Annotated in this window: 21 protein-coding genes; 3 read left to right on the top strand and 18 right to left on the bottom strand. The window is 67.4% G+C overall.

Features of this window, described 5'->3' with window-relative positions; translation table 11 throughout:
* The coding region (locus G9373_RS24595) for a WS/DGAT domain-containing protein (protein WP_167117209.1) at window positions 1-194 on the top strand (194 nt) is incomplete at its 5' end.
* A 22-nt stretch (window positions 195-216) separates the two neighbouring features.
* On the opposite strand, the gene G9373_RS24590 is transcribed toward G9373_RS24595, so the two are convergent.
* From G9373_RS24590 to G9373_RS24540, 11 genes are read right to left on the bottom strand one after another with little or no spacing between them, the layout of a single operon-like run.
* On the bottom strand, window positions 217-1,473 hold the full coding sequence (locus G9373_RS24590) for an ATP-grasp domain-containing protein (protein WP_167117207.1): 1,257 nt from the start codon (window positions 1,471-1,473) through the stop codon (window positions 217-219).
* The gene (locus tag G9373_RS24585) at window positions 1,470-2,789 is read right to left on the bottom strand and encodes an MFS transporter (protein WP_167117204.1); all 1,320 of its coding nucleotides are present in this window, start codon (window positions 2,787-2,789) and stop codon (window positions 1,470-1,472) included. Before G9373_RS24585 ends, G9373_RS24590 begins: the two co-directional genes overlap by 4 nt.
* Window positions 2,786-3,532 carry a hypothetical protein gene (locus G9373_RS24580; protein ID WP_005565934.1) on the bottom strand — a complete coding sequence of 249 codons (747 nt, stop codon included), beginning with the start codon at window positions 3,530-3,532 and terminating at the stop codon, window positions 2,786-2,788. Before G9373_RS24580 ends, G9373_RS24585 begins: the two co-directional genes overlap by 4 nt.
* Window positions 3,529-4,449: a branched-chain amino acid transaminase gene (locus tag G9373_RS24575; protein ID WP_167117201.1), complete on the bottom strand. Its 921-nt coding sequence runs from the start codon at window positions 4,447-4,449 to the stop codon at window positions 3,529-3,531. Before G9373_RS24575 ends, G9373_RS24580 begins: the two co-directional genes overlap by 4 nt.
* Window positions 4,440-5,705: a GNAT family N-acetyltransferase gene (locus tag G9373_RS24570; RefSeq protein WP_167117198.1), complete on the bottom strand. Its 1,266-nt coding sequence runs from the start codon at window positions 5,703-5,705 to the stop codon at window positions 4,440-4,442. The genes G9373_RS24575 and G9373_RS24570 overlap by 10 nt, the downstream gene beginning before the upstream one ends.
* Window positions 5,702-6,928 (bottom strand): carboxylate--amine ligase, encoded by a 1,227-nt coding sequence (locus G9373_RS24565; protein WP_167117195.1) that lies wholly within the window; start codon window positions 6,926-6,928, stop codon window positions 5,702-5,704. The genes G9373_RS24570 and G9373_RS24565 overlap by 4 nt, the downstream gene beginning before the upstream one ends.
* Window positions 6,925-8,001: an Ldh family oxidoreductase gene (locus G9373_RS24560; protein WP_167117192.1), complete on the bottom strand. Its 1,077-nt coding sequence runs from the start codon at window positions 7,999-8,001 to the stop codon at window positions 6,925-6,927. The genes G9373_RS24565 and G9373_RS24560 overlap by 4 nt, the downstream gene beginning before the upstream one ends.
* On the bottom strand, window positions 7,998-9,488 hold the full coding sequence (locus G9373_RS24555) for a GNAT family N-acetyltransferase (RefSeq protein WP_167117189.1): 1,491 nt from the start codon (window positions 9,486-9,488) through the stop codon (window positions 7,998-8,000). The genes G9373_RS24560 and G9373_RS24555 overlap by 4 nt, the downstream gene beginning before the upstream one ends.
* Window positions 9,485-10,807 carry a lysine 2,3-aminomutase gene (locus tag G9373_RS24550; protein ID WP_167117186.1) on the bottom strand — a complete coding sequence of 441 codons (1,323 nt, stop codon included), beginning with the start codon at window positions 10,805-10,807 and terminating at the stop codon, window positions 9,485-9,487. Before G9373_RS24550 ends, G9373_RS24555 begins: the two co-directional genes overlap by 4 nt.
* On the bottom strand, window positions 10,804-11,814 hold the full coding sequence (locus G9373_RS24545; RefSeq protein WP_167117183.1) for a diiron oxygenase: 1,011 nt from the start codon (window positions 11,812-11,814) through the stop codon (window positions 10,804-10,806). Before G9373_RS24545 ends, G9373_RS24550 begins: the two co-directional genes overlap by 4 nt.
* Window positions 11,811-12,569, bottom strand: coding sequence for a TauD/TfdA family dioxygenase (locus G9373_RS24540; RefSeq protein WP_167117179.1), 759 nt, complete (start codon window positions 12,567-12,569; stop codon window positions 11,811-11,813). The genes G9373_RS24545 and G9373_RS24540 overlap by 4 nt, the downstream gene beginning before the upstream one ends.
* A 449-nt stretch (window positions 12,570-13,018) precedes the next feature.
* On the opposite strand from G9373_RS24540, the gene G9373_RS24535 reads away from it, so the two are divergent.
* The gene (locus G9373_RS24535; protein ID WP_167117176.1) at window positions 13,019-14,245 is read left to right on the top strand and encodes an acyl-CoA dehydrogenase family protein; all 1,227 of its coding nucleotides are present in this window, start codon (window positions 13,019-13,021) and stop codon (window positions 14,243-14,245) included.
* Window positions 14,242-15,372, top strand: a complete 1,131-nt coding sequence (locus tag G9373_RS24530) for an acyl-CoA dehydrogenase family protein (protein ID WP_005568427.1) — start codon at window positions 14,242-14,244, stop codon at window positions 15,370-15,372. Before G9373_RS24535 ends, G9373_RS24530 begins: the two co-directional genes overlap by 4 nt.
* 127 nt (window positions 15,373-15,499) lie before the next feature.
* On the opposite strand, the gene G9373_RS24525 is transcribed toward G9373_RS24530, so the two are convergent.
* The 7 genes from G9373_RS24525 to G9373_RS24495 all read right to left on the bottom strand — a co-directional run bounded on the left by G9373_RS24525 (window position 15,500) and on the right by G9373_RS24495 (window position 21,540).
* Window positions 15,500-15,841, bottom strand: a complete 342-nt coding sequence (locus tag G9373_RS24525) for a DUF202 domain-containing protein (protein WP_005568429.1) — start codon at window positions 15,839-15,841, stop codon at window positions 15,500-15,502.
* Complete coding sequence (locus tag G9373_RS47755; protein WP_005254409.1) at window positions 15,823-16,242, bottom strand: DUF202 domain-containing protein; 420 nt, start codon at window positions 16,240-16,242, stop codon at window positions 15,823-15,825. The genes G9373_RS24525 and G9373_RS47755 overlap by 19 nt, the downstream gene beginning before the upstream one ends.
* Window positions 16,239-17,429: a CoA transferase gene (locus tag G9373_RS24515; protein ID WP_005568431.1), complete on the bottom strand. Its 1,191-nt coding sequence runs from the start codon at window positions 17,427-17,429 to the stop codon at window positions 16,239-16,241. Before G9373_RS24515 ends, G9373_RS47755 begins: the two co-directional genes overlap by 4 nt.
* On the bottom strand, window positions 17,426-18,733 hold the full coding sequence (locus G9373_RS24510; protein WP_063885192.1) for an MFS transporter: 1,308 nt from the start codon (window positions 18,731-18,733) through the stop codon (window positions 17,426-17,428). Before G9373_RS24510 ends, G9373_RS24515 begins: the two co-directional genes overlap by 4 nt.
* A 43-nt stretch (window positions 18,734-18,776) precedes the next feature.
* The gene (locus G9373_RS24505) at window positions 18,777-19,571 is read right to left on the bottom strand and encodes an enoyl-CoA hydratase-related protein (protein WP_005568435.1); all 795 of its coding nucleotides are present in this window, start codon (window positions 19,569-19,571) and stop codon (window positions 18,777-18,779) included.
* A gap of 109 nt (window positions 19,572-19,680) precedes the next feature.
* Window positions 19,681-20,700: a LysR family transcriptional regulator gene (locus G9373_RS24500; protein WP_240960709.1), complete on the bottom strand. Its 1,020-nt coding sequence runs from the start codon at window positions 20,698-20,700 to the stop codon at window positions 19,681-19,683.
* 9 nt (window positions 20,701-20,709) lie between these two features.
* Window positions 20,710-21,540, bottom strand: a complete 831-nt coding sequence (locus tag G9373_RS24495) for an acyl-CoA thioesterase domain-containing protein (protein ID WP_231137713.1) — start codon at window positions 21,538-21,540, stop codon at window positions 20,710-20,712.
* Window positions 21,541-21,615 lie beyond the last annotated feature (75 nt).

Below are 21,615 nucleotides of genomic sequence, written 5' to 3'. Positions count from 1 at the left end.
GGGCCCGACTCGAATCCCTCTACCCGCTGTCCATCCCCACCACCGGGCAGGCACTCAACATCACGTGCACCAGCAGCGACGACCAGATCGTCTTCGGCCTCACCGGCTGCCGCCGCACCGTCCCGGATCTGCACCCCATGCTCGATCAGCTCGACGCCGAACTCGATCTCCTCGAGACCGCTGTCGGACTGTGAACTCGAGAGAACAGCTGCGGGATCACACCGTCACCGTGTTCGCGGCGGCCACGCGCACCTGAAATTCGAGGCGTGCCATGGCCTCCCGGGCGGCGTCGAGTGCCTGTTCGGCGGTGTCCCCGACCGCGCGTGCGTACGCGACACGTGAATCGGACGATTCCAGGACGGTGACCGCGCCACCCGGGCGGACCAGGAGTTGCACATCGGTCACGCCGTCGACCTTCCGGGCGTCGTCGATGCCGCTGACGTCGGTGAGAACACCCGCGACCGGTGCGGCGGCGAACCAGATCGCGGAACAGCGGGCCGGCCGCTCCTCGGCGAGGACGGCCCGGATCCCGGGTAGGACCTTCTCCCCGACGGTCTGCCGCACGACGCATTCGGCGAGGTCCACACCGGTGGCGTCGAGGGCCAGGGCCGGAATCTCGTCGCCGCCCATCCGCACGTGGGTTTCGATCACCCGGGGACCGGTCGGGGTGAGCACGATCTCGGTGTGGGTTGCACCGAACTCCACACCGACGGCGTCGAGCACACTCGTCACGTACGTATGGATCCGTTCTTCCTGCTCCGCGGCGAGGGCTGCCGGTGCCACGTGCCCGAGTTCGACGAAGTTCGCCGGGTCGGAGAACTTGCGGGTGACGGCGACGATCTGGTGTTCGCCGCATTCCGAGAAGGCCTCCACGCTGAATTGCGGGCCTTCGTGGAACCGCTCGACGAGCACCCCGCTGGTGGTCAGGCCGTCGAAGTCGCCCCCGGCGCGTGCGAACGCCGCGGCCAGTGCGCTCTCCTCCCGAACCACGGCCACCCCGGCACTGCCCGCGCCACACACCGGTTTGACCACGCAGGGAAAGCCGTGTTCGAACGCGAAGGCACGCAACGCATCCACGTCGGCGACGACGGCGGAGGCGGTGGCATCGACGCCGGATTCGCGAAGCGCGGCGCGCATGGCGTTCTTGTCGTGGACCGACGTCACCGTGCGGCGCGAGTGGGTGGACAGGCCGAGGGCCTCCCCGATCGCGGCGCAGCGGTCCTGGTCGCGTTCGCCGAACGTGGCGATCCGGGTGAACGGATGCTGCGCATGCGCCGCCGCGGCCAACGCGATCCACTCCTCGTCCGGCGCGTCGTGCCGCACGGCGATGACCCGCGAGTGCTCGGTCAGACGGCGAAGCTTGGCGACGAATTCCAGTCGGCAGATCACCGAGGTCTGGGTGCCGGGAAGGGCGTCACGGACCCGGCCCGGGAGGTCGCGGCCGCTGCCGACGACGAGGACGTGTTCGGTCATTTCTTCACCTCGAGTATCGAGAAGGGAGACAGTGCAGGACGGTCGCCGTCCGGGCGTTCCTTCGTCCGTGCGCGTTCCGCGAGACTGCGATGCGCCGCCGTCCGGGAGACCAGTGCCGCGGCCCCGAACGTCCCGGCCAGGACGGGCCACGCCAGGAGACCGGCCGGCAACAGGACGACGACCAGAATGGTGGGGCCGAGCACCTTCTGGCCCGTCATGCCGAGACTGAACGCGCCCAGATAGCGGGCGACGGCGGGCCGCGGGGACAGCTCGGCCGACAGTTCCCAGGCGGCCACGGAGTGGATGTTCTCGGCGACCGACAGTGCCACCACCGCAACGACAACGGCGACGATCGCCGGAACGGTGTCGGCCATCTGGCCGACGGCGAGTGCACCGCAGCAGAAGGCCATCAGCGCCCCGGTCCACGTCAGGAGTCGCGCCGCCGCGGACGTGCCCTCGGCGAACCGGGCGACGTAGACCTGCAGGACCACCGTCAGCACGGTGTTGACCGCCATGAGCACCGGCACCCACGCGAGCGGCACCGACGTGTACTCGATGACCCAGATCGGGAGCAGAACGATCAGCACGGTGTCGTACAGCGACAGGACACCGTTGCCGACCGTGAAGACCATGAACCACCGGTCGCGGAACGGCGAGCGCACCGCGGTTTCAGCCGGCCCGGGACCAGCGGGGAGAGGCGTGCGTTGCACGACCGTTCCCGTCCTCCGGAGTACGAGCCGGACGGCGAACGCGATGACCACGAAGGAGATTCCGTTGCCCAGGAACAGCGCCGTGAACGCGGCGGAGGTGCCGGTCACGAAGACGACACCCGCCAGCAGGAACCCCGCGGTGAGACCCACGTTCCGGATGGCGCGGATGGTCGCCATCGTCCGGGTCCGGTCGTGGCCGCCGATCACCGCCGTCACGACGGCCTGCTGGATCGGGCTGCTCGCCCGGTCGGCCGCGGTGAGCAGCACGGTGAGCACGAGGTAGGCGGTGAAATCGGATACGAGCGCGAAGCATCCGTAGCCGATGCCGCGCACCAGCAGGAGTGCCACATAGAACCGGCCGGGCCCCACCCGGTCGGCCAGCCTGCCCAGGGGCACCGGGGCGAGAAGCGCGAGCGCACCCGCGATCGTGGTGGCCAGGGCGATCTGGTTCGCGGTGAGACCGACCACGCCAATGAAGTACAGCGCGAACGACGCGAAGAACATCCCGGTACCCAGCGAGTCGACGCCGGCGCCGACGGCGAGCGTGCGACCGGCCGCGCTGTCGGGAAGCAGCGCATCACCCAGCCGCCGCAGGCGGGCGCTCACGGGATGCTCCCCGGCGTCAGGAAGGCGTGCACGAGATCGGCCGACCGCTGCACGTGGGTGGGTGTCGCCGCCTCGGGCGCCGGACGCCGCAGGTGGTTCCAGGCGTACCGACGGGCCGCGTTGACGAGTAGTTCGGCATCCCCAGCCGAGGCTGCCGCGGACTGCGCGACCAGCGCCGCCGCCATGAGGAGTCGGCTCATCCGGTCGACCAGCACCCACCCGGCGGCCGCGACGGTCGCGGGGTCTGCACCCACCCATTCGTGGCGGGTGGTGCCGAGGGCTCCGAGCGCGTCGTCCACCATCTGCCAGGCCGCCAGCAACCTTCCCCGGGGAGCGACTCCGAGAAGCTCCCTGGACCGGTGGGCAGCCGCGTCGAAGTGTTCGCGAATCGTCAGCAGTTCCAACGCATGGGTGGTCAGGGTCCAGCAGTCGGCCCGGGCGGTGCCGCTCCCGTCGGCGCGGACTGTGTCCGCTGCAAGCGAGTAGGCGATGCAGCGCCGGGCCACCCTCCGGGCGCGACCGTGCGACAGCTGCGGAAGGGCGTGCCAGGCCCGGACGGCGATCACGTCGACCACCCGGTCGGCGATCTCCTCGCGACGCGCATTCGCCCACGCGCTGCCGTCGAGCAGGTCTGCCGCGCTCGCGAATCCGGTGACGGCACCCTCCAGGATTCCGAGGCCTTCGGCATCCCAGACCGCCGCGACCCGATCGGGTGCGGCCGAAGACAGTAAACGTGTGCTCATGCGAACTCCAGCCAGTGACGGTAGGTGGGCTCGCGCCCGCGGACCACGTCGTGGAAGACGTCGCGCAGTTGCTTGGTGATCGGGCCGCACCCGCCCGCCGCCACCGGGCGGTCGTCGACCGACGCCACCGGGACCACCTCGGCGGCGGTGCCGGTGAGAAACGCCTCGTCGGCGACGTAGAGCTCGCTGCGGGTCACGCTTTGCTCCCTCACCGTGATCCCCAGGTCACGGGCGAGCGTGATCACGGTGTCGCGGGTGAGACCGGGCAGGATGTTGTCGCCGACCGGCGGGGTGATCAGTTCACCGTCGCGGACGGCGAAGATGTTCGCGGCGGATGCTTCGGCGACGTGCCCGGTGGAGGTGAGCATCAGTGCGTCGTCGTATCCGGCGCGCAGCGCGCCGACCTTCGCCAGAGCCGAATTGACATAGGCACCAGTCGCTTTGGCGAGCGGCGGGACCGAGTGAACGCCGTTGCGTTGCCAGCTGCTGACGACGAGGCGGCAGCCCTCCTGGTCCGCGGTTTCGCCGTGGTACGAACCCCACGGCCAGGCCGCGATGGCCACCCGGGCGGTGTCCAGCGCAGGCGCGACCCCCATCGAGCCGTAGCCGAGGTAGACGATCGGTCGCAGATAGCCGGAGTCCAGGCCGGTGCGGCGGAGCAGTTCGAGCGAGATCTCGGTGAGCTCGTCCACCGACCACCCGGGGTCCATCAGGTACACCCGTGCCGAGTCGTGCAGCCGTCGCAGGTGCTCGCGCAGCCGGAACACGGCCGGACCACGGTCGGTCGCGTAGGCCCGGATGCCCTCGTAGACACCCCATCCGTAGTGCAGACTCGGTGTCAATACATGGACCTGCGCCTGGTCCCAGGCGACGAATTCACCGTCCATCCAGACGGTGCTGTTGGGGATCAGTTCCATTGTTCTGCTTTCGGTTCGGTGGCGGCGGGCCGCCGGGACGGGACGGGGACTGCCGGTGCACCGACCAGGTCCAGCCGCCGCTCGATGCTGCGCGACTGCAGTGTCAGAGCCTCGCGATACTTGTCGGCGCCTTCGCCGCGGAATGCGAACCAGCCCCAGCGGGGTCGCAGTTCGCATCCGCGGGCGATCTTGGCCTCGTAGGCGGCGAGGCCGTAGTGGACGCGACGGATGCCGTGCTCCACCGCCCAGTGCGCGGTCTCGTGGTAGGTCAGGGTCAGGTAGCAGCCACGAATCCCCGGGGCGAAGCCGGCGGTCCTGGCGAACAACGTGTCGGGGGTGCGGAGGTAGAGCACGAAACCCACGAGGCGACCGTCGAGTTCGGCACCGAGCACCACACAGGAATCGCCCAATTCCTCACGGACGGCGTCGAAGTCGCGTCGGACCCGGTCCTCGCCGCCGGGCAGCCCGTACTTGGCCCGGTGCGCGACCTGGAGGGCGACGACGTCGTCGTCGATCGCCGCGGGACCCCAGCGGACCACTGTGCGCAGGCCGGCCTCGGTGTAGTCGGCGACCTCCTTGCGGAGCCGGACGCGACGGCGCTTGCTCAGGCTCGCGACGTATTCCGCCCAGCTGTGGCCGCTCAGGTCCTGCACACCCTCGGCGCCCAGCAGGGCCGCCGTGTACCCGGCGCCGGATGCTGAACCGTCCACCTCCTCGGCGTCGGACGCACCGACGTACAGCAATGCCACACTGCGGCAGCCGAGTTCGTCACCGGCCTGATGGAGCAGGTCGGGCAGGGCCGCCATGACCACGCGGCGCTGATCGTGCGAACGGCCGGGCGCGTGCGCGACACCGTGGTGGTTTCCGAACGTCGCGAGCGCCAGCGACGGGTACTGATCCTCGCGGGCATCGGGCAGCGCCTCGGTGAGCTCGGCCCAGCGCAGCCGATCGGGGTGATCGAGCAACTCCGGTTCGGCCATCGGGCCTGCGGTTCCCGCCAGCCGGGGCGGGTCGTAGAAGAGCAGGCCCCCGGGCCGCGCCGTGAACAGCAGCGGCGCGACCGCGACGGTGCGGCCGTCCGCGCGCACCTCGAGGTAACGCACCTCGTGCAGGTCGGTGCGTTCGGTGAACCGCCACCACCGCGCGTCCTCCCAGATGATGTCCGGGTCGGCGATGCCCGCGAAGTCGGCGGCGGTGGGGCGGGCGCCGCGGGGCAGGACGTGGCCGGTGATCCCGTCGACATCGGTGGCGGTCATGCTGCGTCCTCGCTTTCGGCACGGTCCCACTCGAATCCGGCGCTCACCTGTTCGGCAGTGGCGATCAGCCGATTGCCCAGCGCCGTGAAGTCGGGGTCGGTCACCACCCAGTAGGCGAGGAAGTCCGCCGACTTGCGCTCGTTGTACCGGGCAGGGGTCCAGTCGTCGCCGACGTGGGTGTTCAGCGTGAAGTCGTGCACGCCCGGCGGTGCGTCCGGCAGTCGCAGCACCCGGCCCCGGCGCGGCGGCACGCCGTAGAACGCTGCGTACGGGGCGGTCGCCACCCGGTCCCGGACAGCATCCAGGTCGGTCGGCAACCCGCATTCCACCCGCGCCCAGAGATCCCGCGGATCGATGCCCAGGACATGGCGGAGCATCGTCGGTATCGGTCCGCCGCCGATCCGTGCCGCCACTTCACAGAGCACGATGTCGCCGTCCGCGGTGACGAAGAACTCGGCGTGCACGCAGACGGTGGGCGGCGAGCCCAGTGCATCGACGAGCCGCCAGGTCTCGTCCACCAGTCGTGCGCACACCGGGTCGGTGGTGTCGACAGACCGGGAGCCGAACGGGGCGTCGGTCCAGTGCTCGAGGCACCCCTGGCCGGTGTAGCGGGACGCGATGGCGGCCACCGGGTCTCCGGCGACGCGGAACGCGTCCACATGGTGCACCGCACCGTCGATGAATTCCTCGACTTCGTACGGTGTGGCCGTGACGATGTCGGCGAGTCCGGTTGCCTGCGCCGGCGAATCGAGCACGTACACGCCGGTGGAGCCGGAACCACTGCGCGGTTTGACGACGACCCGGCCCGGGTTGCCTGCCATGAAGTCGACGATGTCCGCCGGATGGCGTACCGGGGCGAAGACCGGAACGAGAAGCCCTGCGGCCCGAGCCATTTCCTTCATCAGGATCTTGTCGCGGTAACCGGCTGCCGTAGCGGTGTCCAGGCCGGGCAGGCCGAGTTCGCCGCGCAATGTGGCGGCCCTCTCCACATCGACCTCGGCGAGGGCGACGACCGCTTCCGGCCGGTGCCGTCCGGCGAGTTCCCGAGCGGCGCCCAGCACCGCGTCGTCGTCGTGATAGTCGGTGACCGTGACGATCTCGGCGAATCCCTCACCCGGATCCGTTCCCTCGGCGCAGACCGCCACCAGCCGTCCGCTCTTCTCCGGCAGCCACTGGGCGAAGGGCAACCCGGCGGCACGCGGGCTGATCAGTACGAGAATCATCGAGAAGCTTCCTTCCTCGTCACGGCGAATCCATCGAAAGTTGTGTCCAGCGTGGCGAAGACCTCCGCGGTCCGGGCATCCAGCGGTATCCCCCGCGCCCGTCGTTCGCGCTCGTGGGCGCGTTGCGGATCACCCGAGGCCACCACCGGCGTCCCAGTGGCGGGCGTCGCCCCGCGGACGGTGCCGAGGAGATCCGCCAGCCCGGCCGTGAATTGCGCATGCCCACTGAACGCTCCGGGGTCCAGGGCGAAGATGAAGTGGCCGACCCCTCGGCTTCGACCGGGGGTTCCCTCACCGACTTGCTCGAGCTGCCAGTCGGGCGGCGACCCGGTCAACACGGCGCCCAGCAGAGTGACCGCCATTGCCAGGCCCTGTCCCTTGTAGCCGCCGAGTGGCGACAGGGCGTACGCCTCGTCGGGTTCCGCGGTGGGCCGCCCGTCGCGATCGGTGGCCCAGCCGCTGTTCAGCGGTCGTCCCTCGGCCCGGCGGTGCTTCACCTCACCGAAACACACCTGGCTGGTGGCCATGTCGAGGGCGAGCCCGTCATCCCCCGTGCCCGCGGCCACGCTGATCGGGTTGGTGCCGAACAGCGGCTCGACCCCGCCGTACGGAGCCACCCGGGACGCGGCGGACGTGACTGCGATACCGATCATCCCCTGCCCGGCCAGGTGCCGGGTGTAGACCGACGCCGCGCCGAAATGGTTGGAATTGCGCACGCCCACTGCCGCGACGCCGAAAGCCTTGGCCCGGTCGGCTGCCAGGCGGGCGGCAGCGAGTCCGGCGAGCACGCCGAGTGCGCCGTCCGCATCCAGCAGCAGCCCGGCCCCACGGTCCCGGACCACGGTCGGGCACGCCGCTGCATTTGCGACGCCCGTCGCGAGTTCGTCCAGGTATTGCGGCAGCAACCGCAGACCGTGGGTGTCGATGCCGCGCAGGGACGTGTCGACGAGCGCGACAGCCACCTGATCGGCGTCGTCCTCCGGCACTCCGGCCTCGACGAGTGCGATCGAGGCGAGCCAACGGGCCTCCTGCTCGTCGATCAGCGAACCAGGGTTCGGTGTCTGGTGGATCATGAAGTACTCCAATGCATGAAGACGTGGGGGCCGATGCCCGGGATGTCGAACTCCGGGCCCAGAATCCGGAAGCCCTGCTTGACGTAGAAGCCGGCGGCGGTGGTGCGGGCGTTGCACCAGACCGCGTCGGCGCCGGCCAGCGCGGCGTTCGTGAGTGCGGTGCGCAGGAGTGTGGTCCCCGCACCGGTACCGCGAACCTCCTCGAGGGTGGCCATACCGCGGAGGCGCCAACCCCGGCCGGGGAGAAGACCTGGCACGGCGTGGGTTTCGGGTGGATCCTCGTGGTACAGCGAGGCCACGCCGATCGGTCGCCCCGCGGCGAGTGTGGCGAAGTGCCGGGTGCCGACGTGCGCGTCCTCGGGGTAGACGCAGGTCTCGGCCGGTTGACCGGGCCGGAGCACGGTATGGCGGATCGGTCGCACGTCGGCGGCGGACACCGGCCGAACCCGCCAGCCGTGGGCGGCGGGATCGGGAAGGTAACCGGAACCGGGACGATCCGGCAGGGTGACGCGGCCGGCGCCGTCGAGTGTCAGTCCGCGGCCGGTGTTCACCGCGAGAAGGTCGACTGCGTCGACATCCAGGTGGTCGGCCAGTCCCCCGAGGTGGGCCGTGGCCGACACCCCGGCCGCGGATTCGGGCATGCAGCCGAGCATGGTGATCAGTCCGCGTTCTCGGGCTCGGTGCAGCAGCGTGAGGGACGGGGTGATTCCTCCGGCCTTCATCGGTTTGACGTTGATTCCGTCGAACGCGTCGGTGCAGGCGTCCAGGTCCTGCGGCGACGCGATGCTCTCGTCCGCGATCACCGGGATCGGGCTGCGCTCCTTCAGGATCCGGGCGTCGCGCCACCCTGAGCGCGGAAACGGCTGCTCGATCAGCTGCACGCCGAGTTCCTGCAGGCCGGGCAGGACGGGGAGCAGTCGGGACAGCTCCCAGCCGCAGTTGCCGTCCACGTAGAACGGTGCGGTCGTGTGGCAGCGGAGTTCCTTGACGACGGTGAGGTCTCCCGGGTCGGCGAGCTTGATCTTGTACGCCGACCATCCGGGCCGCTCGCGGAGTTTGCGGACCATCACCTCGGTCTCGTCGAGCCCGATACTGAAGCTGGAGTGCAACTCCCGCGGGCGTTCCAGGCCGAGAGACTGCCACAGCGGCACACCGAGTAGCCGTGCCCGCAGGTCGTGCACCGCGGTGTCGAGGGCGGCCAGGACGAACGGCGAATCGGGCAGCTCCGCGGACAGCGCTCGCCACACCGCGAACGGGTCGTCGGGACCGAGGTCGATCAGCAACGGCGCAATCCGTCGCAGATCCGCGTGCATCCGGTCCAGGCCCGAGTTGTAGTGGTCGGTCATGAACGCGGATGCCTCGCCGAACCCGGCGACACCGTCCTGCTCCACCTCCACCACCAGTCCCTGCTGCACCGGAATCGCTTCTCTGGCAGAGCGCCACAGATGCCGTTGCGTCAAGCTGATCTCGTGCGCGGTGACCTTCACGTGGTGCCTCCGACACCGAAGAATTCGCGGTCGCGCGGGCCGTGCGGGCGGAGGTCGTCCCACCACTGCGCGTGCTCGTCGTATTTCGCGAAGAACGGCTTGCCCACCAGATCCGGCCGGCGTGCCTGCAGGAACCGCAGCGCGAACGCTCGTCCGCCGTCGAGGTCGACGACGCCGTCGACCACGACCTTCCCCGGTGACGCCGACATCACCGGTCCCCGCGCGGTCCGCCCGAGTCCGGAGACCCGTTGCAGCGCTTCGCGGTAGATGTCGACCGCTCGCGCCAGCGGCAGACCGAAATACGGTCGCGCACCGGTGTCCCGCTCGACGAACATGTAGTACGGCACGACCCGGTTGCGGACCTGCGCCTGCCAGAGGTCGGCCCACGTGCGCGGGTCGTCGTTGACGTGACGCACCACCGGGGCCTGAGCGCGGAGCACCGCACCGGTCGATGCCAACCGGGCCAGCGCCGTCCGGGCGGCATCGGTCTGCAGTTCCGCGACGTGCGACAGGTGCAGCATCATCGCGACGTGCTTGCCGGCGACGGTCAGCCGCTCGAGCAACCGCAGCAGGTCGTCGGCTTCCGGCCCGGCCAACAGCCGGTACGGCCAGAACGAGACGGCCTTCGTGCCGATCCGGATCGTTTCGACATGGTCCCGCCCCGGTTCGAGCAGCGGCTCCAGATAGGAGGCCAGCAACTCGGTCCGCATGACCAGCGGGTCGCCGCCGGTCAACAGCACGTCGGTGATGCCGGGGTGCAGGTCGAGGTATCGGGTCATCGCCTCCGGCCCGGACATGGCCATCTTCAGGTCGGGGGTGTCCACGAACTGCGCCCAGCGGAAGCAGTAGCCGCAATAGCTGTGGCAGGTCTGCCCCTGGCGGGGGAACACCAGGAGGGTCTCGGCGTACTTGTGCTGCATGCCCGAACCGTCGATGTCGTCGTGCTGCGGAACGTTCATGCTCAGCTGGTCACCGGGATGCGGGTTCAGCGCGGCCCGGACCGTGTCGACGGCCTGCCGGACGGTGCCCCGATCTCCCTGCGCCACGGCCTGCTCGATCAGCGCGAAGTGCTCGGGCTCGAGCATGTCGCGGTGCGGGAAGGTCAGCCGGTACATCGGGTCGTCCGGCGCACGGCCCCAGTCGATCAGTTCGTCGACGACGTAGCTGCTGACCTTGAACGGCAGCACCTGGGACACCACGTGTGCCTCGTGCCCGAGCATCGGGTCGCCGGTACGCTCGGCGACGAGCTTGCGGAGCCGGTCGCCGCTGATCGATCGCGGAGCGAGGGCTGTGCGGGTGTCGAGATCGAGCACGGTCATTTGTCCGTCACCGCCAAGCCCCAGTCGAAGTCGACCTCGCCCAGAACATTCATGTCCGACATCAGCGAATACAGACCGTTGTAGTCGCGCACGAGCCGCGAACCGGACTTCTCGGCCCGCACGTCGGCGAGCATCTTCTCCCATCCGGTGACCTTCTCGATCCGGAAGATCGCCTCCCACGTCGAGTAGTCCGTGGCGACGAACGCTTCCAGTCCGGCGACCAGCATGTCCAGGAAGAAGCGGCGTTTGACGGGGTCCAGCACGTCGTACACCAGCTTCGCCATCTCGTCGGAAATGGATGCGTGGCAGTACTCGTCCCGGTTGTGCAGCTTCGCGGTGGTGGAGTTGACCACCTGGATGTCGTGATCGTCGGCGAGCAGATCGAGATACGCGTTGATCGAGATCTCGGACACCGTGGCGAAGGCCAGCGTGGTCAGGCTGCGCTGCCAGCGTTCGGCGGCATGGGCGCGCAGCCGACGGTGGGCCCGCGAGGTGTGGGATTCGGGTAAGGCGCTGTCGGGGAACGGGTTCCCCCGTTTCCGTCTGGTCAGCGCGCTCGCGTTGATGTGCATCAGGGTGTGGTACTGCTCGTCGACCATGGCCTGGGCGAGGGCGATATCCATGTCCTGGCCGCCGAGACCCGGGAACTCCCCGTCCATCACGAGCGCGAACGCCGGGTTGGCGACGCGTTGCTCGGCGAGCACCGTGTGCCGGTTGTACGCGATCCAGGCCCAGCTCAGCAGCCGCGACCGAAGCGCGTCGGGCATCGCCTGCCACGTCGGATGGTCGCGGAACGGCACGATTGCCTCGGGGTAGTCGGCCCGGCCGGCGTCGAACAACTCGTCGAGGTCGGGCTCGTCGCGCTTTACCGTCGACCGTCGGTGCCAATTGCCGGCGAGGCGGCTGATGACGGCGTTCTCGGCTTCGTCGGCGGGGTCGAACGACGGCAGTCCGGGGAGGTGGACCAGCCCGTCGGCGTCGGAGCACTGCAGGTCGTCGATGATCATGCGCGAGTCCGGTCGCCGGCCCAGAAACGAGTGAGGTGACGGGCGCGGTCGGCGTACTCCGAGCGCGCGTGCAGCATGCGCTGGTTGTCCCAGATGAGCAGCGCATTCTCGGGGATCAGCACGCGGGTGCGCAGTTCGTGGAACAGGTCGCTGACGCGATGCGCCAACCTGCGACCGGCCAGGCCGAGCGGCAGCCGAGTGTCGTCGACGTCGGAGTCGTGGTGTGGGTCGTAGTCGGCCGCGGTGAGCAGGTTGTAGCTGAAGCGCAGGGTGGTGCGGCCGGTGTCGTCCGCGCCCAGCATCGCGGTGCGTACACCCCCGTCCGGGCCCGGGAAGGTCAGTTCGGCGTTCGTCATCAGGGTGACCTCGGCCGGTTCCAGGGCGTCGACGAGCCGCCGGATGTCGAGCAGATCGGTGTGGCCGCCGCCGCAGCGTGCCTGCCGGTGGCAGAACAGCGCCAGGTACGCCGGGCTGGGATCCCAGCCGGGGGCCTCGGTGTGCGCCAGAATCGTGTTCGCGCTCTGCGAGTACGCCCGATGATCGTGGCCGGGACGGTACGTCACCTCGTGGGTGAGCAGACCGTTGTATTGCGGGACCAGATCACCCAGCGAGCCAACCACTTCCGCTGCAGCGGTGCGGTCGGGTACGTCGTGGACGACGACGTAGCCGTCCTCCCCCAGCCGCTTCCGGTCGACACGGCCTTCCACCGTGTTCCCACCTACAGGCGCAGAAACGACATGACAATTCGGCGACATCCATTCCTCCATTCCGAAAACCCGACCGGGTTGCGTACCCGTGACTCCGGTCGATCGAGACCGGGATCGTCGTGATCGGTTTCAAGAATGTGGTCGTGCCGCCACACACACCAGGCACCCTAGGGGAGCCAAAACGTCACCCGGAAAGAACGGCTGGGTGTGTAACGACGGAATACGGTCGGTTGTGCTGATGTGGCGCCTCATCACCTCGACTGCGTTCTCGGTCCGACATCCGGCCACAGGCGTGAACGCTTTCAGGAACAAACAGATAGATAGGCAAATACAGTCAATACATCCAAAAGTGTGTCTTTGACGTAGTCGTTCAACGACCGTTAGATCGTACTCAGGTGCCGTCGCCGGCCCGGGACTGGTGACAGCTGCCGACTCGGGTTCCCGATCGTCGCACGCCGGTTCGTGCGGTGGCGTATCCAACCTTTGAAGGGAGAAGCATGATTCAACGGCCAGATCTCGAGGATTTCCGCACGCAGGCCCGCGAGTTCTTCGCGAGGGAGGTTCCCGCAGTCCTTCACGGCGTCGACGCGCCGGTGGATCGCGCGCGGGCAGTGCGCGGGGCGCTTCACCGTGCCGGCTTCTCAGGTGTCTCGATTCCCGAACATGCAGGGGGAAGAGGCCTTTCCGCTGACCACGAGGACATCGTCACCGACGAAGCCACAACGCTCGCCGTGACTGCGGACCGACCTGCGTTCCTCGGCGTCAACGTCATCCTTCCCGCCCTCATTGATGTCGGAGCAGCCGAACTCGTGGCCGAGGTCGGCCCTCGCATTCTGAGTGCGGACGCCATCGCCTGTCAGTTGTTCTCCGAACCTGATGCAGGTTCCGATCTAGCCGGGGTGATGACGCGCGCAACCGAAGTCGACGGCGGGTGGCGCGTACAGGGCCAGAAGGTCTGGACCTCATACGCGCACCTGGCCGACTTCGGTCTTGCGCTGGTCCGCACCGACCCCGAGGCACCGAAACACTCGGGGTTGACGATGTTGCTGATTGATATGAACGCACCGGGGGTCACAGTCAGACCCATCAAGCAGATGACCGGCGACGGCGAGTTCAACGAGGTATTCCTCGACAACGTCTTCGTTCGGGCGGACCGGCTCGTCGGCACCGTCGGCGGAGGATGGAAGGTGGCCGGCACTGTACTCGGGCACGAACGGCTGGCGATATCGCGGAGCGGTGGAGTCGGGGTTCGCAACCCGATTTCGGTCCGAGAACTCGTCGACCTGGTTACCAGACACGACACCATCTCCGTGCCCGACGTGCAGAGTTCCCTTCTCGACGCCTGGATGGGGGAACGCACAGCCGCCATTCTGTCGCGTCAAACAACAGTACAAGCCCGTTCAGGACTGCCGCTGGGTCCGGAAACATCCCTCGGAAAGATGCATCGAACTCGCAACGCCTTCAGGAACGCGCGCTTGGCCACCGAATTCGGCCTGCCTTGTGGTGGCGCGTGGATCGGTGACGAGTACGCAGGAACCGCTTACGAAATCCTCAATTCGCCGGGGATGGCGTTCGGTGGCGGCACCGATGACATACAACGGAACATCGTCGCCGAACGCATTCTCGGGCTTCCTCGCGAGCAGGCGGTCGACCCCCGAGACCGACGAACTGCGGTCGGGCATCAATCATCCTCGCAATCAACAGGAAAGGCAGGAGAGCAGTGACGACATCCCCGTTCATGCAACAGACACCGGAGCGTACCGAACTCGCAGGTGCAATCCGGCGGCTCCTCGACCAGCATGTGTCGTCGCGTAGCGAGGACGACACCGGCTCCGCAGACGGATTCGATCGCCGCATCTGGCAGCTCCTCGCCGAAAGTATCGGCGTACCGGCAATGGCGATTCCCGAGGATGTCGGCGGAGTGGGCTTCGGCTTCTCCGACCTGCTTCCGGTATTCGAGGAAGCTGGTCGCGTACTCTACGGTTCACCCTTGCTGAGTTCGGTCGGCCTCGCCACACCGTTGATACGCCTTGCCGCAGATGCCGGCACCGCGACAAGGTTGCTTCCCGACCTTGCTTCGGGAGCCTCGACGGCTGCGGTCGCCTGGTTGGAAAATCCGACGGATCGGTCGAGCCGCGGTGTCCACGCGCGCATCGCAGGAAGCAAGCAATTCGCCCTGTCGGGGCACACAACACACGTAATAGACGGATACAGCGCCGACATCCTCCTCGTCCTTGCTCGTCTCGGTGAACAGACAGCGATTTTCGTCGTCGAAGGCACTGCGCCAGGGCTTCTCCGTTCACCGATGGACACCATCGACCTCTCGCGTAGTCAGGCGTCACTGACCTTTGACGTGGTGCCCGCCGTGTTGCTCGGCGAGGCCCAAGGAGGGATGGAGGCTCTGGGACGCGCGCAGGACTACGCCGCTCTGGCCCTCGCAGCGGAGTCCACCGGCGCTGCCCGCCGCTGCCTCGAATCGGCCGTCGAGTATGCCAAAAGCCGCCGTCAGTTCGGGCAGCCGATCGGAGCCTTCCAGGCGGTCAAGCACCGGTGCGCCGAGATGTGGGCCTCAGTCGAAACAGCGGCTGCCCTGGTCGGGGAAGCGTCCCGGGCGCTCGAGACACACGGCGTCCCCAGTCCGCTCGACACCACTCACGCGTTGATCGCAGCGGTGGACGCCCTCGATTTCTGCGCGCAGGAGAGCATGCGTGTTCACGGCGGAATCAGCTTTACGTGGGAGCACTCCGCTCATCGTTACTACCGCCGCGCGCGGAGTGTCCAAACCCTCCTCGGCCCGATGAGTCGCCATCGCGAGCGACTGACAGCTCTTTCCGGCATCCACCCGAATTGACCTGCCCGGCGTCCCCAGGATCGGCCGCCAGATCCGACGCCCGTCATCGCCGAGATCCGCGGTGGCGGCGCGTCCCTCGCGCTGCCCACAACCTACGATTCGCCGACCGACGGGGGTCGCCCGGACATCAATCGAATCGGACCAGGGATTCGCCGCCGATGGCCAGCGAGAGCCCGACTATCGTGATCGCGATTATCGCGATGTACCGACCCGCTGCCGCATGCGCTTGGTCGGGGAGTTCTCTCCAGCGTCGCGTAGCCAGCACAGCGAGAACGATAGTGGACAACGCGAATCCGGCGACAGACAGGACGTCACGGCCTTGGAATTCTGGCGTGGCGATGGCGTGGTGAACAAGAATGCCGGTCGCAGCGGCGGCGGTCGAGGCGGTGCGACGCCACGCCAGGACCGTCCGCTCGACCTGCAGTCCCCTGTCATGTCCCGACGCCGTCGTCACGTCAGCATCCCCCACATGCAAAGGCTCGCAGCGAGGAGGACACCGCCGGCGAGAACTGGCATCAACCATGAATTCGGCAGTGGTTGCGCGCGACGCATGGCCTGTTGCACTCGGAACCAGTGCAGGAATGCACCGCCTCCGATCAATGCCGCGGTAGCAAGACAAGTCACGGCAAGTGGGCCGCGCAGAACGACTGGTTCGAGGGAGTCGATGAACTCACGAGCGGCGACGCCACCCGCGATGAGCGCCAGTGCGGTCCTCATCCATGCCAAGAACGTGCGTTCGTTGGCGAGAGTGAACCGGTAGTCCGGTTCTTGGTCGGCGCTCAGAGAAGCCCGTGCCCTCGGCGTCCGACGCCGGAGGGCCGAATACGACAGCACCGACGAAGCTCGGCGGTGCTGCGGTGCTTCCGTCATGCCTTCCGGCTGCAGACGACGCCCGTAGTGGCGAGGTCGTCGATCGCGGCAGCGGTGTAGCCGAGTTCCGTCAGCAACTCGACCGTGTGTTGTCCCAGCGCCGGGGCGCCGGTGGTGGAGAACCGGGGAATGCTGTGGAGGTGCCACGGCGAGCCGAGGGTGGTGTGCTCGACCCCAGTGGGGTCGGTGACGTCGATGAAGATGCCGGCGGCCTCGACGTCCGGGTTCTTATGGACCTCGCGGTAGGAACTGATGCGACCGGCGACGACACCGTTCGGTGTCAACAGTGTCATGGCTTCGTCGCTGGTCATCTTGGCGAACTCGGACCGGAGTTCCTCGAGTAGTGCTGGGCGGTTGCGCACGCGGCTCTCGTTGGTCTCGAATCGCGGGTCGGAGGCCAGTTCGGGGTGGCCGAGCAGGTTGCAGAGCCGGTCGAAATGCACCACCGAGTAGGCAGATACGACGATGGCGCCGTCCCTGGTGGGCATCACGTCCGCGGCGGGCGCCACGGTGGCTTGCCCGTTTCCCTTGCGCACGGGATCGTTGCCGGTCAGGAGATACTCGCCCCAGTTCGGGCCCTGCAGATGCACCGCCACCTCGAGCAGCGAGGTCTCGACGGTGTCGCCGTCGCCGGTGCGCAACCGCCGGATGTAGGCGCCCAGGATGGCTTGAGCGAACACGTGCGCGGCAGCCGCGTCGACCACGGGGAAGCCGACACGTTGCGGTTCTCGGTCGGCTTCGCCCGTGACCCACATGATGCCGCTTTCGGCCTGCGCTGCGATGTCCAGGCCGGCGCGGTACTTCGACGGCCCGTGCAGCCCGAATCCGGTGACAGTGGCATAAATGAGATCGGGGTGCGCGGTGCGGACCTGCTCGGCGCCGAGGCCGAAGGAATCCATCACCCCGGGCCGCAGATTCTGCACGACGATGTCTGCGCCCGCGATCAGTTCCCGGGCGACCTGCTGTCCTCGGACGTCCTTCAGGTCCAGGGCGATGCAGCGCTTGTTGCGGTTGTAGTTCCGCAGGATCGCGTCACCGTAAATGCCGATCGATCGCGACGATTCCCCGTGGATCGGCTCGACTTTGATCACGTCGGCGCCGAGGTCGGCCAGGACCTGGGTGGCGGCCGGGGCCGCGATGAACTGTCCGAAGTCGACGACGCGGACGCCGTCCAATGGTGTGCTCATTGCACGTTCTCCTGTAGATGGGTATTGAGTTTGGCCTCATCACGTTCCGGGTGCACCAGGAAGGTGGCTGCGGCGCCGCCGATGGCCATGAGCACACCGGTGAGCGCGAAACCGTGCCCGTAGCCGGTGATCTTGTCGGCTGCGGTGCCGACGAAATGCCCGAGTACCAGCGGCGCGAGTACGCCGGCCATGCTGTAGAACGCCACGAGGAACCCCAGGACCGGACCACGCTTACGCGGGTGCACAACATCGGCGATGGCGGTGAAGGCGACGGCATACGCAGCAGTATTGAGCGAGAACGCCAAGGTGATGAAGACCATCTGCGGCAGACCAGCCGACAGCAATGTAAATGCGAACATCGACAGGCCGGCCGCGACGATCAGACCGCCCGCCAAATACCCCCGCGAAACACGCCGGGACACCCCTCGCGCGGTCAACCAATTCGACAACCAGCCGGCACCGATCGCACCGACCGCGGCGAAGGCATAGGGAAGCATGATCAACCGTCCGGCGGTGACCGTGTCGTAGCCCAACCCATCCGATAGATAGACCGGCAGCCAGGCCACCTTCAAGGTGGTCGACCAATACGAGAAGAACGTCAGCAGAGCAATGCCGACGACGGTTCCGGTGGTCAGCAACGTCCGGTACGGAGCATCGACCAACTCCGCGGCGCCCGGGGCCGTTCCCACCGGTGTGTGCGCGGGCGCATCCTTGCCGAAGACGAGCCAGACCACTGCCCACAGTCCGCCCAGGACGATGAGCACACCGAAGGCCGCATGCCAGGTCCAGGTGACGATGACCCAGGTCAACACGGGCGCGGCGAGAAGCGGGCCCACCGAGGCGCCCGCGGTGACGACCCCACCCGGCAGGGCCCGTTTCTCCGGCGGAAACCACGAGTGCACCGAATGGGTGGCCAGCGCGTACGCCGGCCCTTCGGCAAAGCCGAGGACGATGCGACACGCGAGCATCACACCGAAGCTCACCGGGCCGAGCAGGGGCACCATCGTGACGATCCAGACGAGCATCAGCACGGCTAGCAACCAGCGCAGACCGATGCGGGAAGACAGCGCTCCGAGGACTATCGCTCCGGCGGCGAACAACCAGAAGAAGGCACTCTGCAGCAGGCCGAACTGCTGCGGTGTGATTCCCAGATCGTGTTGGATATGAACGCCGGCGAAGCCGAGTACAGCCTTGTCCGCGAAGTTGAGAAGGAGGAAGGTGAACAGCAACATGGCGATCAGCCATGCACGCTTCAATGAGGGCGGTGCGACAACAGCTTTGGGCTGTGCTCGAGTGTCTGTCATAAAGGGCTCCGAACATGCAGAGTGGATGGGGTGACACGAGCCGTCAGTGGCCTGTGAACGCGGCCTCGCGTTTGTGCAGGAAAGCCTCGGCCGCTTCGCGAGCATCGTCGGAATGGAAGCACTGCACCATGCGATCCACTTCCGCGAGCAAGTAGTCGCCGAGCGGCGCGGTGGAAGAGTGGAGCAGGTTCCGTTTCATCGCACGGAGGGCGAGGGGGGCGGAGGTCGCGAGACGGTGCGCAAGCTCGCGGGCGGTGCCGTGGAGCGACTGTGCGGAGGTTACCGAGTTGACCAGTCCGAGCTGGTGGGCGCGCTCGGCGGTGAGTTTGCCTGGGGTGAGAAATAATTCGCGGGCGTGCGCGCCGCCCAGCATCTTGTTGATCAGCCAGACGCCGCCGAGGTCACCGGACAGTCCGGCACTGATGAATGCGGTGTTGAACACGGCACGGTCGGAAGCGATCCGAAAATCTGCTGCGGCAGCGAGCGATAGCCCTGCTCCAGCGCAGGCACCGTCGATAGCGGCGATCGTGACCTGCGGTATCTGATGGAAAGCGAGCAGAGTGGTGCTGACGTGGCGCAAACGTGCGGTATCCGCCACGACCGAGTCACGCCGCAAGGTCCTGGATTCGGCAGGAGCGGCAAGATCAGCGCCCACGCTGAAATCGGAGCCCTGGCCCGAAAGGATCACCACTCGTACGTCGGGTGAGCGCGCGAGCGTTGTGATCACGGCGCGAAGCTCTTCGAGTACGGCAAAGGAAACGGCATTTCGTCGCCCGGGGTTGTCGAGGACCACGGTTGCTGTGGCATCCTCGATCGCGCAGTGAACGTGGCCGCTCATGATTCCTCCTCGATTGACGTTCACCAGTTGTGAACTGGCGCACATTCATTCAAGAGGCAGCGACCGACCACGTCAAAGACCGAAAGTAGGCCGAATCAACTGCAATTTCCTATCGATCCGGTGATGGGCGTACCTCCGAGTCGCGGTAATTGCGTTCGCGAACCCGGTGATCTGCCGTCAGTGCTGTCAGCGAGGCCCCCTCGATCCACGAGTGTCCCCGGGCCGTGTGCCGGTCGATACTGCGAAGCCAGGCCCGCATCGAGCGCTTCGAGTAATCCAGGAAGTCGGAGGTTGCCACCGTCATTCGACCCCTGCGATACATCATTCCGACTCGTCGTGAAAGCCCCGGGGACAGCTCGCGCACCACACCGCCGCGATGACGGGCGTCGAGCGCAATCCGGAGCGGAATGATTGCCGCGCCTGCTCCGGAGAGCACCATCGGCAGTACCGCGCCGCGCTGTGGTACCTCCACAACGATCCGCGGTTCGACACCATGCTCCCGCAACGAGTTCTCGATGTACTCTCTTGTTGCCGTGCCGTGTTCGCCCATCACGAAAGGGACCCCGGACAGACTTTCGACTGGGGTGGGATCGGGCCAGAACGACTCGGTGCCAGGTGGACAGACGAGGACGAACTTCTGATCGACCAGTTCCTCGCTCACTAGTTCCTCCCCCGCAATCGGCATGGCCGAGAAGCCGACCTCGCAGGCACCGGATCGTACGAGCTGCACCAGATCCGCCGCTTCGTCACGCTCCTCGATCCGAAAACGCACTTCGGGAAATTTGGCGCGGAACCCCGCCGCCCACACCGATAGTGGGTCCGTGGAGATATCCGACAGTGCCGCGATATCGATCCGCCCGCTGCGCCCCTGCCCGACGCTCCGCACTGCATTCTCCGCTGCTTCCGCCTCGCGCAGGATCATGCGAGCCGGGCCGATCAGGGCCTCGCCGGCCGGCGCGAGGACAAGACCTCTGCCCACTCGGTGAAACAGCTCGGATCCCAGGTCCTTCTCGAGCTTGCGGACGGCCTGGGAGAGCGACGGCTGGGCCACTCGCAGCGCGACTGCGGCACGGTTGACCCCTCCGTGATCGACCACCGCAAGGAAGTACTCCATTTGACGCAGATCCATGCAGCAAAGCTAGCGGGCAGGGCGCCGAATGCGCCATGGTGTAGCGGGGTCGTGGAGGGACTCCGGGTCGGTCATGAGCCGAGATATGTCCTGTACTCGGGACTCGCCGGCGAGCGCACGACCCTCTTCGGGTCGCTGTAGCGTTCTGCGGTCGTTCTCGATGGCGGAAACGGTGCAGATCCCCAGAGGGCCGTCGCGGTCGAACATGGTTGCCGAGCCCACCGCGACTCCGTCGCACGCGCGGTGGCTGTCGGCTTCCAGTCCGAGTTCGATCCCCTCCGGCAGTCTGGTCAGCGCCAGCGTGACGTCACCGTTGATGTATCCGATGCCCTCGGTGCCCATGTTGGTTACCAAATTGGTCAAGTCGGCGATCATTGCCGCACGCACGAGGGGGGTGGTCGCTTCTCCTGCGATCGCCGACCACCCTGTCGTCCAGATCCGTTTCCGATCAGAGGTTCGCCACGCCGGTCCTCCGTGCGGCAACGGCCCCCAGTCGGCATTCTCCCCACTGGTGCCGATCAACCGCTCGCCGAGATGCTCGGTCGGCGAGGGAGGCTCAGGGACGCGGGAGTCGACCCAATGCGCTCCTGCTGCGTTCCTCGATTTTCGGTAGAAAGCAACCGTGGCCCTGGCCACGGCTTCATCCGACTGAATCAATTCGGCTTCGACAAGTCGAATTCGGTTTCCCCACCGGATGATCCGTGAGCGAACATCGATCCGGCCCATCCTCACCGGACGAAAGAGATCCGCGGTCACTCGGGTGGCGAAGAATTCATCCTGCTTGTACTCACCCTCGATGGCGTGGGCAAGCAAACCCAGCACCGCCGGACCGGACACCATGTCCGCCGACCACCCGCTGATGGCGGCCGCCCTCGGCTCGTACCCCGAACCTGCACGAGCGAAGAACGGTTGAGC

Origin of the sequence: Rhodococcus sp. A14 (genome assembly GCF_011603105.1) — a bacterium.
GTDB lineage: Bacteria > Actinomycetota > Actinomycetes > Mycobacteriales > Mycobacteriaceae > Rhodococcus_F > Rhodococcus_F opacus.
The sequence above is the reverse complement of the archived record's forward strand: the minus strand, read 5'-3'. Positions and strand labels throughout refer to the sequence as shown.

Coding starts and splice junctions, on each gene's coding strand:
- G9373_RS24560 (WP_167117192.1), bottom strand. CDS start 8,001: ATGATCCACCAGACACCGAACCCTGGTTCGCTGATCGACGAGCAGGAG.
- G9373_RS24565 (WP_167117195.1), bottom strand. CDS start 6,928: ATGATTCTCGTACTGATCAGCCCGCGTGCCGCCGGGTTGCCCTTCGCC.
- G9373_RS24575 (WP_167117201.1), bottom strand. CDS start 4,449: ATGGAACTGATCCCCAACAGCACCGTCTGGATGGACGGTGAATTCGTC.
- G9373_RS47755 (WP_005254409.1), bottom strand. CDS start 16,242: ATGACGGAAGCACCGCAGCACCGCCGAGCTTCGTCGGTGCTGTCGTAT.
- G9373_RS24535 (WP_167117176.1), top strand. CDS start 13,019: ATGATTCAACGGCCAGATCTCGAGGATTTCCGCACGCAGGCCCGCGAG.
- G9373_RS24540 (WP_167117179.1), bottom strand. CDS start 12,569: ATGTCGCCGAATTGTCATGTCGTTTCTGCGCCTGTAGGTGGGAACACG.
- G9373_RS24590 (WP_167117207.1), bottom strand. CDS start 1,473: ATGACCGAACACGTCCTCGTCGTCGGCAGCGGCCGCGACCTCCCGGGC.
- G9373_RS24510 (WP_063885192.1), bottom strand. CDS start 18,733: ATGACAGACACTCGAGCACAGCCCAAAGCTGTTGTCGCACCGCCCTCA.
- G9373_RS24515 (WP_005568431.1), bottom strand. CDS start 17,429: ATGAGCACACCATTGGACGGCGTCCGCGTCGTCGACTTCGGACAGTTC.
- G9373_RS24505 (WP_005568435.1), bottom strand. CDS start 19,571: ATGAGCGGCCACGTTCACTGCGCGATCGAGGATGCCACAGCAACCGTG.
- G9373_RS24545 (WP_167117183.1), bottom strand. CDS start 11,814: ATGATCATCGACGACCTGCAGTGCTCCGACGCCGACGGGCTGGTCCAC.
- G9373_RS24570 (WP_167117198.1), bottom strand. CDS start 5,705: ATGACCGCCACCGATGTCGACGGGATCACCGGCCACGTCCTGCCCCGC.
- G9373_RS24495 (WP_231137713.1), bottom strand. CDS start 21,540: ATGGTGTCCGGTCCGGCGGTGCTGGGTTTGCTTGCCCACGCCATCGAG.
- G9373_RS24500 (WP_240960709.1), bottom strand. CDS start 20,700: ATGGATCTGCGTCAAATGGAGTACTTCCTTGCGGTGGTCGATCACGGA.
- G9373_RS24550 (WP_167117186.1), bottom strand. CDS start 10,807: ATGACCGTGCTCGATCTCGACACCCGCACAGCCCTCGCTCCGCGATCG.
- G9373_RS24580 (WP_005565934.1), bottom strand. CDS start 3,532: ATGAGCACACGTTTACTGTCTTCGGCCGCACCCGATCGGGTCGCGGCG.